The organism is Lacrimispora algidixylanolytica (assembly GCF_003609635.1).
Classification (GTDB): domain Bacteria; phylum Bacillota; class Clostridia; order Lachnospirales; family Lachnospiraceae; genus Lacrimispora; species Lacrimispora algidixylanolytica.
This window is the reverse complement of sequence record NZ_MCIA01000003.1, coordinates 1-15,759: the sequence shown is the minus strand read 5'-3', so window position 1 is coordinate 15,759 and position 15,759 is coordinate 1. Positions and strand designations below refer to the sequence as shown.

The 15,759-nt window shown below is 35.0% G+C and carries 13 protein-coding genes, 2 tRNA genes and 1 pseudogene; 4 read left to right on the top strand and 12 right to left on the bottom strand.

The window, feature by feature from the left end:
• Positions 1–58: 58 nt before the first annotated feature.
• From BET01_RS03470 to BET01_RS03420, 10 genes and pseudogenes are all read right to left on the bottom strand, one after another.
• The gene (locus tag BET01_RS03470) at positions 59–922 is read right to left on the bottom strand and encodes a carbohydrate ABC transporter permease (RefSeq protein ID WP_120195380.1); all 864 of its coding nucleotides are present in this window, start codon (positions 920–922) and stop codon (positions 59–61) included.
• Positions 923–934: 12 nt separating this feature from the next.
• Positions 935–1,873, bottom strand: a complete 939-nt coding sequence (locus tag BET01_RS03465; RefSeq protein ID WP_120195379.1) for a carbohydrate ABC transporter permease — start codon at positions 1,871–1,873, stop codon at positions 935–937.
• Between the two features lie 74 nt (positions 1,874–1,947).
• Positions 1,948–3,393: an ABC transporter substrate-binding protein gene (locus tag BET01_RS03460; protein ID WP_120195378.1), complete on the bottom strand. Its 1,446-nt coding sequence runs from the start codon at positions 3,391–3,393 to the stop codon at positions 1,948–1,950.
• 205 nt (positions 3,394–3,598) lie between these two features.
• Positions 3,599–3,808: a hypothetical protein gene (locus tag BET01_RS03455; RefSeq protein WP_120195377.1), complete on the bottom strand. Its 210-nt coding sequence runs from the start codon at positions 3,806–3,808 to the stop codon at positions 3,599–3,601.
• Between the two features lie 83 nt (positions 3,809–3,891).
• A pseudogene (locus tag BET01_RS22295) lies at positions 3,892–3,959 on the bottom strand (IS200/IS605 family transposase); the annotation flags it as partial.
• A 274-nt stretch (positions 3,960–4,233) separates the two neighbouring features.
• Entirely contained in the window at positions 4,234–4,695 is a 462-nt protein-coding gene (gene tnpA, locus BET01_RS03440) for an IS200/IS605 family transposase (protein ID WP_120195375.1), read from the bottom strand.
• A gap of 763 nt (positions 4,696–5,458) precedes the next feature.
• A complete protein-coding gene (locus BET01_RS03435) occupies positions 5,459–8,542 on the bottom strand; it encodes an AAA family ATPase (protein WP_120195374.1) in 3,084 nt (1,027 codons plus the stop codon).
• Positions 8,526–9,089 (bottom strand): ABC-three component system middle component 1, encoded by a 564-nt coding sequence (locus tag BET01_RS03430; RefSeq protein WP_120195373.1) that lies wholly within the window; start codon positions 9,087–9,089, stop codon positions 8,526–8,528. The genes BET01_RS03435 and BET01_RS03430 overlap by 17 nt, the downstream gene beginning before the upstream one ends.
• A complete protein-coding gene (locus BET01_RS03425; protein WP_120195372.1) occupies positions 9,079–10,404 on the bottom strand; it encodes an ABC-three component system protein in 1,326 nt (441 codons plus the stop codon). Before BET01_RS03425 ends, BET01_RS03430 begins: the two co-directional genes overlap by 11 nt.
• A complete protein-coding gene (locus BET01_RS03420) occupies positions 10,389–11,432 on the bottom strand; it encodes a ComEC/Rec2 family competence protein (protein ID WP_120195371.1) in 1,044 nt (347 codons plus the stop codon). Before BET01_RS03420 ends, BET01_RS03425 begins: the two co-directional genes overlap by 16 nt.
• 1,081 nt (positions 11,433–12,513) lie before the next feature.
• On the opposite strand from BET01_RS03420, the gene BET01_RS03415 reads away from it, so the two are divergent.
• The 4 genes from BET01_RS03415 to BET01_RS03405 all read left to right on the top strand — a co-directional run bounded on the left by BET01_RS03415 (position 12,514) and on the right by BET01_RS03405 (position 15,462).
• The gene (locus BET01_RS03415) at positions 12,514–12,867 is read left to right on the top strand and encodes a hypothetical protein (protein WP_120195370.1); all 354 of its coding nucleotides are present in this window, start codon (positions 12,514–12,516) and stop codon (positions 12,865–12,867) included.
• Positions 12,868–13,065: 198 nt separating this feature from the next.
• A complete protein-coding gene (locus BET01_RS21970; RefSeq protein WP_243117111.1) occupies positions 13,066–13,407 on the top strand; it encodes a hypothetical protein in 342 nt (113 codons plus the stop codon).
• The gene (locus tag BET01_RS03410) at positions 13,404–14,075 is read left to right on the top strand and encodes a replication protein (RefSeq protein ID WP_243117110.1); all 672 of its coding nucleotides are present in this window, start codon (positions 13,404–13,406) and stop codon (positions 14,073–14,075) included. Before BET01_RS21970 ends, BET01_RS03410 begins: the two co-directional genes overlap by 4 nt.
• A 196-nt stretch (positions 14,076–14,271) precedes the next feature.
• The gene (locus BET01_RS03405) at positions 14,272–15,462 is read left to right on the top strand and encodes a tyrosine-type recombinase/integrase (RefSeq protein WP_120195369.1); all 1,191 of its coding nucleotides are present in this window, start codon (positions 14,272–14,274) and stop codon (positions 15,460–15,462) included.
• A 94-nt stretch (positions 15,463–15,556) separates the two neighbouring features.
• Here BET01_RS03405 and BET01_RS03400 read toward each other — a convergent pair.
• Positions 15,557–15,627 (bottom strand) — tRNA-Cys (locus BET01_RS03400).
• A 12-nt stretch (positions 15,628–15,639) separates the two neighbouring features.
• Positions 15,640–15,711 (bottom strand) — tRNA-Glu (locus BET01_RS03395).
• Positions 15,712–15,759: the final 48 nt, after the last annotated feature.

Below are 15,759 nucleotides of genomic sequence, written 5' to 3'. Positions count from 1 at the left end.
CCCCGCCCCCTGTTCAACTCCATTTTTTTCAGTATATCACAGCATCGGGGGTTTTTCCTTATCCTTTTACTGCACCCGCCGTCAGCCCGGCTATGAACTGTTTATTGGCAAATAAATAGACAATCAGAATGGGAATGATGGCGATGGATGCCCCCGCCAGCATAATATGCCACTCGGCCGCTGCATTGACGGAATACTTTAACTGCACCACAGCCACCGTAAGGGTCTGAAGCTTTGGCATGGAAATTGTCATAATCAGGCTGGTGATATAATCGTTCCAGGCATTTCGGAAGGAAAATAGAGCAACAACAGCCAAAATCGGTTTGCTCAGGGGAAGAATGATGCGAGAGTATACTCCATACAGGCTACAGCCGTCAATAATGGCCGCTTCGTCAAGCTCCCTTGGAATTCCCTTTGTAAATCCCATGACCAGAAATACATTGGCCGCCTGACCTCCAGTAAGGGCAATGATAAGGGCAAATATGGTCTTATTCAGCTTCAACGCCCGCAGCAGCTCGTAAATTGGATATAAGGTAACTGAGCCCAGTGACACAAACATCATGGATAAATAAAGGGCCATCAGTACCTTTTTACCTGCAAAATTCTTTCTTGCCAGTATAAATCCGGCCATGGAGCAGGTAGCTGCCGCCAACAGGGTTACACTTGTGCTGACGATTACGCTGTTTATTGTATATTTGGTGAAATCCGCCTGAACAAAGGCCTGATAATAATTTTCAAAATGCCAGGCCGCCGGAAAAAAGCCTCCGCCCTGAGTCAGTTCTGCATTTGTTTTTAAAGAACCAAGCACCGTATAAACCACCGGATAGAGGGTGAATATTATGATGATCCCAAGAAATACCCATTTTCCAATGATTGAGGCCCACGCGGTTTTTGATAAGTGCTTTCTATTCATTTCTGCCATGCTGCTGCCTCCTTAATAAATACTGTCCATCTTCTTTGATATTTTTAAATAACCCAGGGTTACTGCACCTGCAATAACAGCCGAAATCACGCTGACTGCGGCACCGTATCCATATTGGGGTACCGTCGCCTCTGCAGCTGATATGGGAAAGAAATAGCGGTAACCATAAAGAGACATAACCATGGTTGAATTGTTGGGACCGCCTTCCGTTAAGACCATAACATTGGTGATGTCGTGAAAAGCCGAGGTAATTGCCAGCATGAGAATGATTTTTAAGATCGGCCCCAGCATGGGAATGATAATGTACCAGATGGTCTGCAGCCGCCCGGCTCCGTCTATCCTTGCACTTTCAATGGCGTCCTCCGAAACCTGCTGGATCCCAGCGATAAAATATACCATATAATTTCCCACGCCTCCCCAGACTGCGGTGAGGATCAGGGTCTTCATGGCCTGATCCTTTCCAAGCCAGTTGATCGGTCGGGTTACAATCCCGGCTTCCATCAAATATTTGTTGACTTCTCCATTATAGGCATTGAATAAGAGATAAAAGACAAGACCCATAACTGCCGAACTCATGATTGTAGGTAAAAATACAATGCTTTGTGCCACCCCGTTGCCGCGTATCTGCCCGTTTAAGAGAAAAGCCAGAAAAAATGCCAGTGGAATTATAATAAGCACCTTTCCGAAGCCGTATGTAAACGTGTGCATCACGCTTTCCCAGTAAACCTTATCCCTAAACACCCTTGCCAGATTATCAAGTCCCACAAAACGGGGCACCCCTGTTCCATATCCGCCGTACTGATAAAACACATATTTTAAGGTCCATACTACCGGATATAAGGAACAAACCGTAAATAAGATCAGGTTAGGCAGCATGAATGTATATGCCTGCAGATTCCGTTTCACAGCCCTTTTTCTTTGCAGAATACTTTTGTTTTTCTGATCTTTCATCTGCGTACTCCTTTCTTTTCAAAGAAAGAGAGGACCTCCAAAGCTGTCCCCTCTTTAAGATGTTGCCTAAGCCATTATTTCAAAGTGGGATTCATGGGATCATAATTTTCAATCCTGATCTCATGTCCGGTTCCATTTTTAATTGCTTCTTTATATGCCTTATTATAACGCTCCGTTAGATCCTTTAATGTGGATTCAATATCCGCATCCCCATAATAAATGGACTCACAGGTTTTATACATATCTTCCCCTTCCACCACCATGCCCGATGCAAAAGCGCTGTGGGGCGGCTTTGGAAGAAGTGTATCCAAATCACTGATCAGAAGCCACTCTTTTTTCTGAAAATCTTCCCCAGGTTTTGCCTTATCAATAACACTCTGAAGGATGCTCACACCAAATCCCCCTTCGTAGTAGCCTTTCAAATAGTCTTCATTTGCAAAAACATCCTTATATACCTTAAATGCCTTTTCCGCATTGGGGCTCTTGGCATTGATAACATAGCTTCCGGTACCCGTAAAATACTGTTTTCCTGCAACCTTTCCGCCAACAGTGGGGATGGGGACACAATCCCATTTGGAAGAGTCCATGGGGAACTGGTTTTTATATACTCCGGGCTCCGCATGGCTGTAGGACATGTACATACCGATTTTTCCAGCTGCAAACTGGGTTCTTAAGGGATCAATATCCAGAGATTCACAGCCTGGGAATGCACATTCATCGGACAGCAGTTCTTTCCACAGCTTTAATGTATCGGCCCACTGGGTAAAATCATATTCTCCTTTTACAAAATCATAGCCCCGCACCAAGCCGGTCTCCCGTTCCAGTCCAATGCACATGGATCGCTGTAGCCCGGAGCTTGCGCTCTTCATATTTTCTGCAAACCCATAGATACCTTCTTTGGATAATTCAGAATTAATAAGCCTTGCATCTTCCACTACCTCTTCTAATATCTTCGGCGGCTCCGCAATTCCTACCCGCTGAAATATCTCCTTATTATAGAAGAGACGACATGTGGACCCGGTAGTTGGAATGAAATACAGCTTTCCGTCTAACTCATTATATCCCGGAAAGATGACGGACTTAAAATACGACTTCATATCCTCATCCATGTAATCGTAAAGGTTTGCCCATTGTCCTTGGTTGACATATTTGTCAAACATCTGGTCCTGCTGCACCAGAATATCCGGAAGCTCCCCGCTCTGCACCGCCATGTCTATGGCCTGCACATAGTTGTCTGTATAAAGCTGGTAATTGATCTGAATGTTATCAGCGTTATTTGCATTGTATTCGTCCACCTTAGCCTGTGCATAAGTGGCATCATGGCGGTCCTTGGACCAGACGTTTATAACAGTTTTCTCCCCCGAAGTCGTCTCGGTCTGTTTTGTTTCTACCTGTGCCGTCGTCTCTCCCCCTTGAGATGCCGCAGTTGCGTTTGTTTCTCCCCCACCGGAGCAGCCTGCCAAAGATCCTGTCATCATCAATAATGCCAGAGTGATACCCATAATTTTCTTTAATCTCATTGCTCTACCTCCCAATTCGCTTCATAAACACATTTTATAGAAAAGCAGTACCTTTGTAAATGCAATATCTGATGGTGGAATGTTCAAAATAGGATGATATCCGGACAATAGAAAATCATTTGCCCCAATTTTACACAGCAAAAGGGGCTACTGCACCACAACTGATTACTCAGTCATTTTGCAACAGCCCCTAAAAACAAATTAATTATTTTTGCATAATATGAATAGCAAAACCACCATATTCTCCATCTAAATAAATATTTTTTAATTCTCCTTGCTCTGTATAAGCAGCTGTTTCCATCTTAAAAGAAAAACCCTTCTCTTTCAATTCCTCAACAGCAGCAGTTAAATCAGGTGTAAGCATGGCAATATGCCCATTGAAACCAAGGAATGGAGGAACGGAGTCTTCATACATTCCAAGTATTTGTCCGCACCCCCTAGCATACTCAGTATATTGGCTATATCTTGTTTTAACTGTCCATATGCTATCTTTCTTCAATATTTTGTTGTAAAAACAATGTGATACTTACAATTCCATTTGTATGTGATAAGCTGTTAATGTCCATTTAGGATACCTCCTTTGATTTAGTGTGGTTGTCGAACCTACACCTATTTTATCATTGGAGTTTTTTTTCTGTATAAGCTAAAGCAACTGTGGACGCACCCGCAAGCAGATGGTTTATTAAAAGACTGCCATACAATCATGACCACCCGTAAAACGGGTGGTTTGCTCTGAGGCTATAAGCCTCTGTTACCGGCCAGTGCCTAAAGACGCTGGCTTTCACTTTGTTCAAGCCTTAACGCCCTTGACTCGTCGCAGCCCTTGAAAGGGCATTTGTACTACCGGCTACCCTTAAAAGGGTCCTCATACTCTTTGACGCTTAATTTATCCATTGCAACATCGTGACTTTCTTGTTCTTGGATATACTTCTTTATAGTTGCCTCGTTAAGTCCGACTGTGCTCACATAATATCCCTCTGCCCAAAAATGTCGATTTCCAAACTTATACTTTAAGTTTGCGTGATGATCGAAAATCATAAGCGCACTTTTTCCTTTGAGGTATCCCATAAATTGTGATACACTCAGTTTAGGCGGAATGCTTACTAGCATATGAACATGGTCGGGCATTACATGCCCTTCCAATATCTCTACGCCTTTGTATCCACATAGCTGTTTCAAAATATCTCTGATACTCTCCTTGTACTGGTTATAAATTATTTTTCTCTTGTACTTTGGTGTGAACACTATGTGATACTTACACATCCATTTGGTGTGTGCTAAACTGTTTGCCTTATTGGCCATTAAAATCACCTTTCCTTTCGTTATAAATTGGCTTGAACAACCTTATTATAACGGAAAGGTGATTTTTTTGTATAACAAACACCGCGCACCCGCATAGCGGGTGGTTGATATTTCGCACGCTTCGTGAGCCCAACAGGGTCACGACCCATAATAAAATAAAACCCCAGTAAACACTGAGGTTTTAAAGAGGCGACAACCAGATTTGAACGGATTTCGCCGTTAAAAACGCTTGTAGAAAGGAGCTTTCTGCAATCCCTCTCTTTATTTGCATACATTTTGCATACATTTGAAAATTATCACCACTTAAAGAACACCCTAAAATAATGTGACAACCAGATTTGAACTAAAAATTCCGCATAGAAAGCAGATTCTGGAATCTCTGACGATTTCGCACCTATTTTACACCAATTACGTATAACTCGATTTTTTTCATAACAGGACTCAACCCCACCTTTACTCAAAAATTACCAGAAATACAAGAGGTTTGAGTGTGGCTCTTCTTCATTCTATCCCATACTCCACCCTATAATTTAGTCACTAAAAAAAGGTTCCACCGGAGCGATACTTGCCATTGGCTTGACCTGCTTAACTTTATTTGAAAAATAAAAATACATGGGCAATGGTCTTTCTCTTGCCCTTGTTGTTTAAACCATTTATTAGATTCGACTAATATGAAAATATAATATTAATTTTAAATGTAATAATCTTAATAAATCCCAGAAATCCATCACTTTTCTAGAATAAAATATAGCTCATTAAGTATTTAATTTTTAATTTTTTTTACCTCTCCAACAGAATTTAACTCTATAAACTTTGACTGATAGTATCTGTCATCCATTTTTATCTTAAGCAACTTATAAAATTGTTCATTATGTGTCGATATGATAATCTGTCTATTTAATTCTGATGTAATTGTACGAAGCAAATCAATAAAAGCCAATAAATTAATACCATCAAGATGTTGAATTGGGTCATCAATAAAAATTGTATTAAGAGTAGTATTATTTTCACTTAAAACTTTGGCTAGAAAAATACATAGTGACAGTATATTTACCTGCGCTGAGCTCAGATATAACATCGGAGATATCTTATTCTTCTTATTTTTATCACAGCTATTGATGAATGTCTGTAAACCCCTCTTCCCTATTTTTGTTTCAAAATCAATATAATTCATAGATGGATGTGGATCTATCTTTTGATATATTTCATTAATAAGATTAGACTTAAAATAAGCATTGGTTTGCTCCACAATATACATTTGTATGTCATTTTTACTTTCTATAAGCTTTTCAAGTTTTTCACTTACCTTTTCTACTTCCTGCTTTTTTTCATCAATTTCTATTTTCTTTTCTAGCCATATTTTTTGCTCACTTAAACGCTTGCTATTTTCATTTATAGCAGTTAATTTTTCATTTTGAACTTTCAAATCCGCTTGTTCTTTTTCTTCTTTTAATTTTAAACATAATAATTCTTCTTGAATGTTCTCATTGTTATTATATCCTATCATTTTTTGACATCTAAATGTATAACTATCAACTAAAACTTTTTGTTCTTGTAAATGAAGAAGTAGATTGTGGTTTTGAACGTTTAAATCTTCCATGTTTTCAACTGATAAGGCATCATAGGTAGCAATCTGCTTTTGATAATCTGAGATTGAATTCATAACCTCTTTTTGTTTCCCTATTAGCACTTGTTTTAGCTGATTACTCTGTGGAACTACTAATGTATACTTCTTATTCTCTAAATATGTACTTAGTTTTATGTATACTTTTTCTTTTTTATTAATGCTTTGTTGTGTATTAAGATCTATTAGCCTTACACTCATTTTAGCAGATATATCTTCATATTGCTGTATTTGCTCTAATAGACGATCTTTATCTTTATTTTTATTTATTAACTCTCCTATTATTTTTTCAATCAAGAAACTGATTTTTGATTTTTGTATCTGGATTTCTTCTTTTCCTATTTGATCAAAATGAAATTCTTTATATTTAGTATCAATTATCTGATTAGCACTTTGCTTTTTCTCATAAGAATCATTCCAATCTTCAAGCTTCCTATTTATTCTTCGAACACGCTGATCATTTTTTTCAACATCCTTTTCTAATGTATGTATAATTTCATTAAATCTAATATCACGAACATTTTTTAGCTGGACTAAAACGCTTTTTATTTCTTCATGATGATTCTTATTCTTCAAGATCTTCTCCGTCAGTTCCTTTACTTCATGATTGTTTTGAACTAATGAAGACGTTTGAGATAGTAACTTTTCAAATGATTCATACTGTTTATGACATACTGGACACGCTGTTAATTGCTTTTCTTCGATTAATGCTTTACCTAACACGTTTATTTGCTTTATCTTGTCAAATAACTCAACCTTCGATTGATATGCATTATTTAGTTGCTCAATTATTGTCTCCAATTTTTGTTTTTCATTTTCTACATTATCTATTTTACGTAGTATTTCCAAATCATCATTAGATAATAAGTTTTTAATCTCTTTTATATCTTTTGAATTTTTTAATAAATGAATTTTCATGGTAGCATCTTTACTTTTTTTATTACCACAAGAAATAACCGCTTTTGATTTATCTATTAGATAAACCTTATGCTTCATGAAATCGAGATTTTCAAAATACTTTATTGCATCAGTTTCTAATTGATTTCTTTCTTTTTCTAAAGCTATTTGTTTTTCTGATAACTCCTTAATTTCTTTATATACATGTAGCAAAGCATTCTTATCAGCTATTATAAATTTTTGCAACTCAGGTCTTTGTGTTTCTATCAACTTCTTTTCTTCTTCAGTTTTCGAAATCAATTCACTTTTTGCAATATAATCATCCCAATTGTCAAGAATTTCTATATAAATTTGCTTTTCCTCTAAAGCACTTGATAACTTTTCATTCCATTTTTTTAGTTCTAGCAAATCATTTAGCTTTTTTTGCATTATTTCTATATTTTTATTGGATTTTATATATTCATTAAAATTTAATTCATATACATTGTATTCTTCTAATAATAGTTCTATATCGGTAATTTTATTTTTTTTATTATTTTGCTGAAACTGATTTTCGTCTATTAAATATTGTACATGTTTTATCAAATCAGATAAGTTTTTTAATAAATTCTCAAATTGAATGAAACTATTTTTAGTCTCATTATAATTATAAATTGCTTCTTCAACTGCTTTTTCTAAATCTTTCTCGTATTGCAATTTTCCTAATTGCTTTTCTGTTATTGCAATATCTTTTTCTATTGTCTTTTTACGATTATCAATCTCAATATACATGGCATCAACCTGCTCGAGTATCTTAGAATACCCTTTCGTATCCCAGAAAATTTGTAGCATTTTTGTTTTATCACCTGCTGTGTAACTTTGTAAAAAATTAGTAATTTTATCATGAGCCAGCAAATTTGTTGTACAAAAATTTTGTTTTTCTAGCTCTAATCCGCTTAGATTTGGAGTCATTTCTTTTGTTATACTTTGTTTATTATAATCGTTTTTATATCTTCCTTTATGGGTCTGTCGGATTAGTTTAGCATCATCTTCTGTTAGAATCCCAACTGTTCCATGATCCTTTTTAGATTCTCTATTTTTAAGAATATATCCCTCTTCTTGACTTACCTCCTCTTTCATTGCACCTGAAGTATTTAATCTACCGATTTCACTAGTAATAAGCCATTCAATAGCATCAAAGAATGATGTTTTTCCATATCCATTAGGTGCATAAATAACCGCAAAGTTTGCAATATCTCCACTAACTTCATTGATTAAAGAAAATATCTGTTTCTCTTTATAAGCACGAAAAGCTTCTATCTCTATTTCTTTAATCTTTTTTCCCATTATCATTTCCTCCCATATAAAGAGCAACTTCAACATCTAAATCTTCTTTTCCTCGGGTTAATGCATTATATAAGTCTACATTTGTTCTCTTGATTTTATCATGAAGAGTCTCTGTTTCCAGTATTTCCTCAAAATTTAGATCTTCTGTTTTTATTTTTAAGTCAAATAATCTATTCTCAATGTATTTTTTTGAGTCTATCTCTTCCTGTGATAAGGAATCCCACACCATCTTTCTCGTAGAGTATTTATCCTGCTCTATCTCACTTCTTAGTGATATTGAAATGGGCTCCCTACATTCAAAAATTAAATATAGATTCCACTTTTCAATTTTTGTTATTAATTTTGATTGGACATCTACTGCTATTGCAGCTGAAATCTCATTATGCCACTTACTTAATTCTAATTCATTTTTTACTATTACTTGGAATATACGTATTCCATATTTATCGGTTTGGGCTATCCAACTAATTATGTTCTCTATCCACTGTGTATTATCCCTATTATCTCGTAATTGCTGCATTGCGTCTTGATTCAATTCAATATTCATATAACACCTCGTGAAGTCGATCTCTTACCATCTTTGTCACTTCTTCCTCTTCCATTTTCTCGCTACACCTTTTTTCTAGCATGCTTCTAATATCATTAATTAAATTTGAAATATGCATCATTGATATTCCCTTTGAAGTATCTTTTACACTATCAATTAACAGATGATTATTTTCAAGGTCGTCATCTGCAATATCTGATACTATCTCTTTAACTCTTTCCGGCTCCAAGTATATTGTATATGGAGGAAATGAACATGTTTCTACTAGAATCAACTCTCTATCCTCTAAGTTCTCCTCTTCCGAATGTATTATAAAATCTTTCAAAAATGTGTCTAGTTTAGTATTATTTGTTACATATATTAATTTTATTTTTCTTTTTCCCCTTATTCCATCAATACAATAGACTCTGCCCTCTTTTATATTGTTTTCATCTTCTATACATCGTAATATTAAATATAATAACCATATACTCCACAGCTTGCGATCACCAATATCTGGCATACCATATGGCCATATGAGTTTCTTACCACAATGCTCTACAATATTTTTAGGTTTAATATTGCTATAAATATGCTGTTTTTTCTTTCTAAATACTGTATCCATTGGTTTATCAAATAGCTTTACATCAGCATCGAAATTTTTAAAATCACTATAGTCATATGGATTTATAGATTTCCATTTATTGGCTATTAAAACTGTATTAATTCTTTTTATTGTTATACCCAATAGTGAACTGTATGCACCATTTTTTGCAGATAAATCTGTAATAATACCGCCTAAATATATAGTTCCTCTATCTACCCCAAAGATTCCTTCACCAGACATTCCAGGTATAAGTTCACTGGCTGAGTTATCATATGTAAAAAATGGAGTAAGACTTTCTACAATAATTTTATTATCTGTTGTCACTTTATTAACTTTACCTGACAAATCATAACGTCTTATTTGATTATCATTAATTTCTAAAAATTCTGGAAAGCCGACATTTTTAACATCAACTCCCAACTTTAATTCTTTTATCATCACCTTGGAAAGTGGTTCCGTACACTTTAATCTTAAAATTGCAATATCTAACTCTTCAATAATAAAATTATCTATATAACAATATGTAAATTGTTGTAAATTAGACGAAATTTCTCTTTTAATTATTAACTTTTCTTTATCCATCTGTTTCGCATATTTTATACAATGTGCAGCAGTTATACAATATACTTCGTTATTATCCATTGGTATCAAGACACCAGATCCGTTTTCTTCATCATAAGTTATCTTTACGCAATGTCGTTCGAACCATTCTTCTATTGTTTCTTGCATAACTCCTCCATAACAAAACCATCTTTTTCAATAGTTATAAATTGCATTCCATATTTATCAAACTCATCGTTTGTAAACATTTTGTTGAAATTTATCTCATAATTGGAATAAAACACTACTTTTCCTTCGGTATTTGTGATAATCCTGCTTAAACATTCTTTAGAAGGTCTTTTGTTTCCTGTCATACAAGTGCTAATAATATAATTATTACAGTCCAACATTTTAATTAATTCATTACTTGTATTATTGCTACTTGCATGATGTGATATTTTACAACAATCAACTTTTAACTTATTAGTTTCTGAATATCCTAATTTTTGTAATGCTTGTTCTAGTTTCCTTGCTGTTGCATCTCCCAATAAAAGTAATCTATAGTTTTCATAATCAAATATAAATGAAATACTAGATTGATTTGCCAAAGAATTTTTTCCTTCAAACTTTTTCTTACTCAATACTTCTATTGCTTCATATGCTTCTTGATTAGCAGAAACTTTAGTTGTATTTTCTTCTTCCCTTTCCCAATGAGTTTGGAATCGTTTTAGCGTATCTATATCTGGTGATAGGATAGTCATCTTGGCTCCTTCTATTTGATATGTATCTCCCTCTTTTATGCACCAATTGTGACGTATTTCACTTTCATTTAATAAGACTTCTAATTCCATTCCTTCTTTGTATCCAATTTTGGTATCTTGATTAGGAATACATATTATTTTTTTAGAAGAAACTTTAAGTTGATCATTAAGAAGTTTTCCATAATTGAAGAACATATTTTCAACTATTTTTTGCTTTTTAAAACTTTCATCCTTCATGATTTGCAATATACCATTAATATGGTCATTGTCAATATGTGTAAGTACCACTAATTTTATCTTTTGTTCTTTTTCATGTATTTTTTTCATGAAATCTTTTAGTGATTTGAAACATTCGTGTCCCGTTCCTCCATCGATCAATATATGAATATTATTTTCCTTACCATAAGAAATAATTATACTATCTCCGACATTTGCTTTTAATACCCTTATTCTCATATAGCCTCCCCTTGTAGGTTATCAATTTACCGTTGTTGCTATAATTAGTTCTAAAATTAAAACCTTATGAACATATTATCATACTAATAAGTAAATGACCATGTTGTTATAAGAGTTCATATAAATTTTGCAAAAAACAGGATGTTCAAAATGATATTACTGCTCTCCCCAATATTTAGATTTTATAAATGAAAGCTGTCAAGGGTTCCACGGGAACAACGATTGCCATTTATAGCTTGGAGCAGAAATGAAAACACCCCAAAATAGAAATGGCTAGGAAAGATTCTTCACCCTTCCTAGCTCGCTTAATAATCTTATTCTTTTATCTCACTAAACACTTATTGAATTACAGTTCCGCATATGGTTATCTTTCCTAAAGTTATTCTCCTTGTATAACCCCAACCTGAATTCCCTATTTGAACTAAAACAGCCACTATAAAACCACATAGAGAGGACGTTTATGGGAACTCTGATACCGGTTGCACCTGATCTCAACCAAATATAGATTAACACCAAACTATTTATAACGGAGTAGAATTTGAACTCTCCTACGTCCTGTTTAAATAAAAATGATGAAACAATCAATCTTTTAGCATAAAATTATAAACATTTGAAAGAAAAGTTGTCAAGGGGTCTGCAAATACACCATAGAGCACTTACTTTAATCACGCATTAATTATTTAAGATTGATTACCATTCTTTAAATATTCTTTATATGACTGTAAGTCATATCCTGCTCCAACATAATCTTCCCTATATTCCTCCTCTATTGAATCATTTATGTTTAGCAATTTTACTGGAGTATCATTACCATTTACCCATTTTAACTTGAGATATACAGAATTATTTTCAAAATATAAAGTAGCAGTTTCATTTAAAAATTTGTCCCCACCTATAGGCTCATAATAAAAAATTTCTGATGTGATGTTATTGTTGATTGGTACACCATCCCATTCTGCATAACCATGTTCAATATCACTATGCGACCAAGATATAGCGGCCCATAATTTATTGTCTTGAATCTTCTGTATAGTTAGAAACGGATTTTATTCAGGTTTTATTTGTTGATGAGCTATCCAGTTTGTTACTTTCTCTGCCTAAAAAGGAACAGGAGGAATTACGTGGACAGATTGCACGTTTATTAAATCTTTCACGAGCCTTGAAGATAATTTTTATATCTGCAATGCAAAGGCCATCGGCAGAACTGTTCGTAAACGGGGCACGTGATAATTATAATATTAAATTCATGTTTGGTGCCAATAGTAAGGAAACAATAAATATGGTAGCGGGAGAGTATAAAGAATTTATAAGTTCATGTCCTACTAGCGTTGGATACTGCACTATCAATGATATGAACTTAAAGAAAATCCGCTCTATTATGCCAACAAATACGGACAAGTTACATTATGTAATTAAAGAAGCAGTAAACAGGTAATGCCTCTGTCAGCGGTGCGGAGCAAAAGCAGGCAGGGGCAGGGCAGGCGGTGAAGCCGTCTGCCCCATACCGAAGTGGATTAGTATTACCACAACTTCGGTGTCAGTGTCACAAATACATAAAAACCTTTTAAAATCAATAGTTCCGACATACTCCTGAATGTGTCAGCCCTGTGCCGGAACATAGAAAGGAAATATTATGGCAACAAAAAAGAAAGATACTAATAATAATCGGCGTAGTCGAAAATATCAATTAACATTTAATAACCCGGAGAAACACAAAAACTGTTCCCATCAGGCAATTAAAGAAACGCTGTTAAACTGGGAGAGTATTATTTATTACTGCATGTGTAATGAACTTGCAAAAACACTACATACCCATCTATTTATACAATTCAAGAATCCCGTTTACTTTTCCAGTGTAAAAAAAGCCTTTCCTACCGCCCATATCGAGGAAGCTCAAGGGACAGCGGAGGAAAACCGGGCATATCTCCGTAAAAAGGGAAATGGGAGGATACAGAAAAAGAAACTACTAATTTGAAAGAAACTTTTGAAGAATGGGGGACCATGCCCCAAACCGGGCAAGGAAGAAGAAGCGATTTAGCCAACCTTTACCAGATGATTAAAGATGGTTATTCTAACGTGGAGATTCTGGAAATTAATCCTGATAATCTCCTAAACCTACAACACATTGATAAAGCCAGATTAGAGATACTTTCTAACCGTTATAAGGCAGAACGACGTACCAACCTAACAGTAACTTATGTAAGCGGTTCAACTGGATACGGAAAATCGAGAAATATCCTTGATAGTCACGGTGACTCAAATGTTTACCGAGTAACACACTATAAGCACCCCTTTGACACATATTCCGGGGAAGATGTGCTTGTATTTGAAGAGTTCAGAAGCGATTTACCTATCGGCAATGTGCTAAACTATCTTGATATATACCCTCTACAACTTCCTGCTCGGTATAACAACCGCCAAGCATGTTATAACTTCGTCTATATCGTATCCAATTGGAAACTTGAAGATCAGTATCATAATATCCGCTTAGAACAGCCTGAAACATACAATGCCTTAATGAGAAGAATTCATAAAGTAAGAGTATATGATACCCCCGGCAAATGGCAGGAATACAATACAAAAAATTATTTGCATGGCTTTCGATATACCAATAAAGAAGATACTCCCTTTAATCAGGGATAAGAACCTTAGAAAAATATAACATAAGATATGGTGTAATGGTTCATTACTTTATCAAATACAAAGAAATAAAATAAACCTATTCTAACCAAATATAAAAATATATGTGTCTTTACAAAATATAAATTAAATCTATTCTAAAAATCATAAAAAACCAATATAAAATTAGAACCCTTACACCACCTAAATGGTGGCTTAAATGAAAAATAAACTAAAAAACGAATTGATTAATTCCCCTACCCATGATACATTATCGCTAGAGGGAATTGCAAAATTATATAAATTTATGCAAAGAGAGAAACAATTGAAAGATATATGTAACTTGGAACTTATTAAAGTTCGCCCTAATGACGGCAGAAATTATATTTACGTCAACAGGAAACAATTCATTGGAAGTGACCGGGTAGACTTAATCAACAAACTATATGACCATTTCTACGGAACATCATTAGAGGGGCTATACGAGGACTGGCTAAGATGGAGGAGGGATTGTACTCACGTAAGCAATAAGACCATTAAAGAAAACATTTTCTTATGGAATGCTTATTTTAAAAACAAACCTGTTTTTAAAATACCCATTAAGGATCTGAAAGCTACGGATTTTATAAAATTTTTCCGAGCTATGCTGAAAGCAGAGTCTATGACTAGAAAACGTTTTAATGATGCAAAGAGTGTTTTAAATGGATTATTCTACTACGCTATTGAAATTGGAACAGTGAATTATAATCCCATTAAAGAAATAAACTTTCGTCAATTTCAGTTTAAGCCTGTTAATAAAAAGAAAGAGGTTTTCACCCTAGCTGAAAGACAGTTGCTATTGGATTATCTCGAACCAATAAACGATATCTTTAGTCTTTCTGCTCAATTTGATTTCTACTTAATATGTCGGAGTGCTGAACTTCGTGCCTTACGTTGGACTGATATAGAGGGCAATATCATTAAAATTCAAACACAACTTTTAGATGACCAAACAATGAATGATGATCTCACCTTTAACCCCCGTACATACGAAAATGTCACTCATATAAAAGGGAATACTGACTATGGCTATCGTTATATGCCATTAACAGATGGGGCAAAACAAGCGCTGAAGCGCATTAAGGATGTCAACCCAGACGGCGAATTTATTTTAATGAGAGATGGTGAACAGCTAACCACAATTACATTTAACAGGCATTTAAAGGCTTATTGTGAATCAGTAGGCATTGAACCACGAACCAGTCATAAAATACGCTTTACGGTGGCTTCCTTACTTTATAAAAATGGAGTTCCGGCAACTACCCTACAACGCTTGTTAGGACATTCCACCTTGGCTATGACACTTCACTATCTTAGAGATATCACGCCAGAAGAAGATACTTTTAATGCCATGAAAGCAGTTTTAGGATAGTAAAAATACCTTGCATACATCTGCATACTAAAAACATAAAACAAAAAATGCTTCAAACCCTTGTAAAATAAGGATTTGAAGCACTTCCTAAAAGAGGCGACAACCAGATTTGAACTGGTGATCAGGGTGTTGCAGACCCACGCCTTACCACTTGGCTATGTCGCCATATAATTTTAGTGACCCCAACGAGATTCGAACTCGTGTTACCGCCGTGAAAGGGCGATGTCTTAACCGCTTGACCATGGGGCCGTACATATGTTTCGTTGACCTCGCGGCTACTGTTTGTTGAGTATCACG

Excerpts from the sequence above, each read along its gene's own strand:
- BET01_RS03455 (WP_120195377.1), bottom strand. The coding sequence starts at position 3,808 with ATGTATGAAGACTCCGTTCCTCCATTCCTTGGTTTCAATGGGCATATT.
- BET01_RS03435 (WP_120195374.1), bottom strand. The coding sequence starts at position 8,542 with ATGGGAAAAAAGATTAAAGAAATAGAGATAGAAGCTTTTCGTGCTTAT.
- BET01_RS03405 (WP_120195369.1), top strand. The coding sequence starts at position 14,272 with ATGAAAAATAAACTAAAAAACGAATTGATTAATTCCCCTACCCATGAT.
- BET01_RS03420 (WP_120195371.1), bottom strand. The coding sequence starts at position 11,432 with ATGAGAATAAGGGTATTAAAAGCAAATGTCGGAGATAGTATAATTATT.
- BET01_RS03425 (WP_120195372.1), bottom strand. The coding sequence starts at position 10,404 with ATGCAAGAAACAATAGAAGAATGGTTCGAACGACATTGCGTAAAGATA.
- BET01_RS03465 (WP_120195379.1), bottom strand. The coding sequence starts at position 1,873 with ATGAAAGATCAGAAAAACAAAAGTATTCTGCAAAGAAAAAGGGCTGTG.
- BET01_RS03470 (WP_120195380.1), bottom strand. The coding sequence starts at position 922 with ATGGCAGAAATGAATAGAAAGCACTTATCAAAAACCGCGTGGGCCTCA.
- BET01_RS21970 (WP_243117111.1), top strand. The coding sequence starts at position 13,066 with ATGGCAACAAAAAAGAAAGATACTAATAATAATCGGCGTAGTCGAAAA.
- BET01_RS03460 (WP_120195378.1), bottom strand. The coding sequence starts at position 3,393 with ATGAGATTAAAGAAAATTATGGGTATCACTCTGGCATTATTGATGATG.
- tnpA (WP_120195375.1), bottom strand. The coding sequence starts at position 4,695 with ATGGCCAATAAGGCAAACAGTTTAGCACACACCAAATGGATGTGTAAG.
- BET01_RS03430 (WP_120195373.1), bottom strand. The coding sequence starts at position 9,089 with ATGAATATTGAATTGAATCAAGACGCAATGCAGCAATTACGAGATAAT.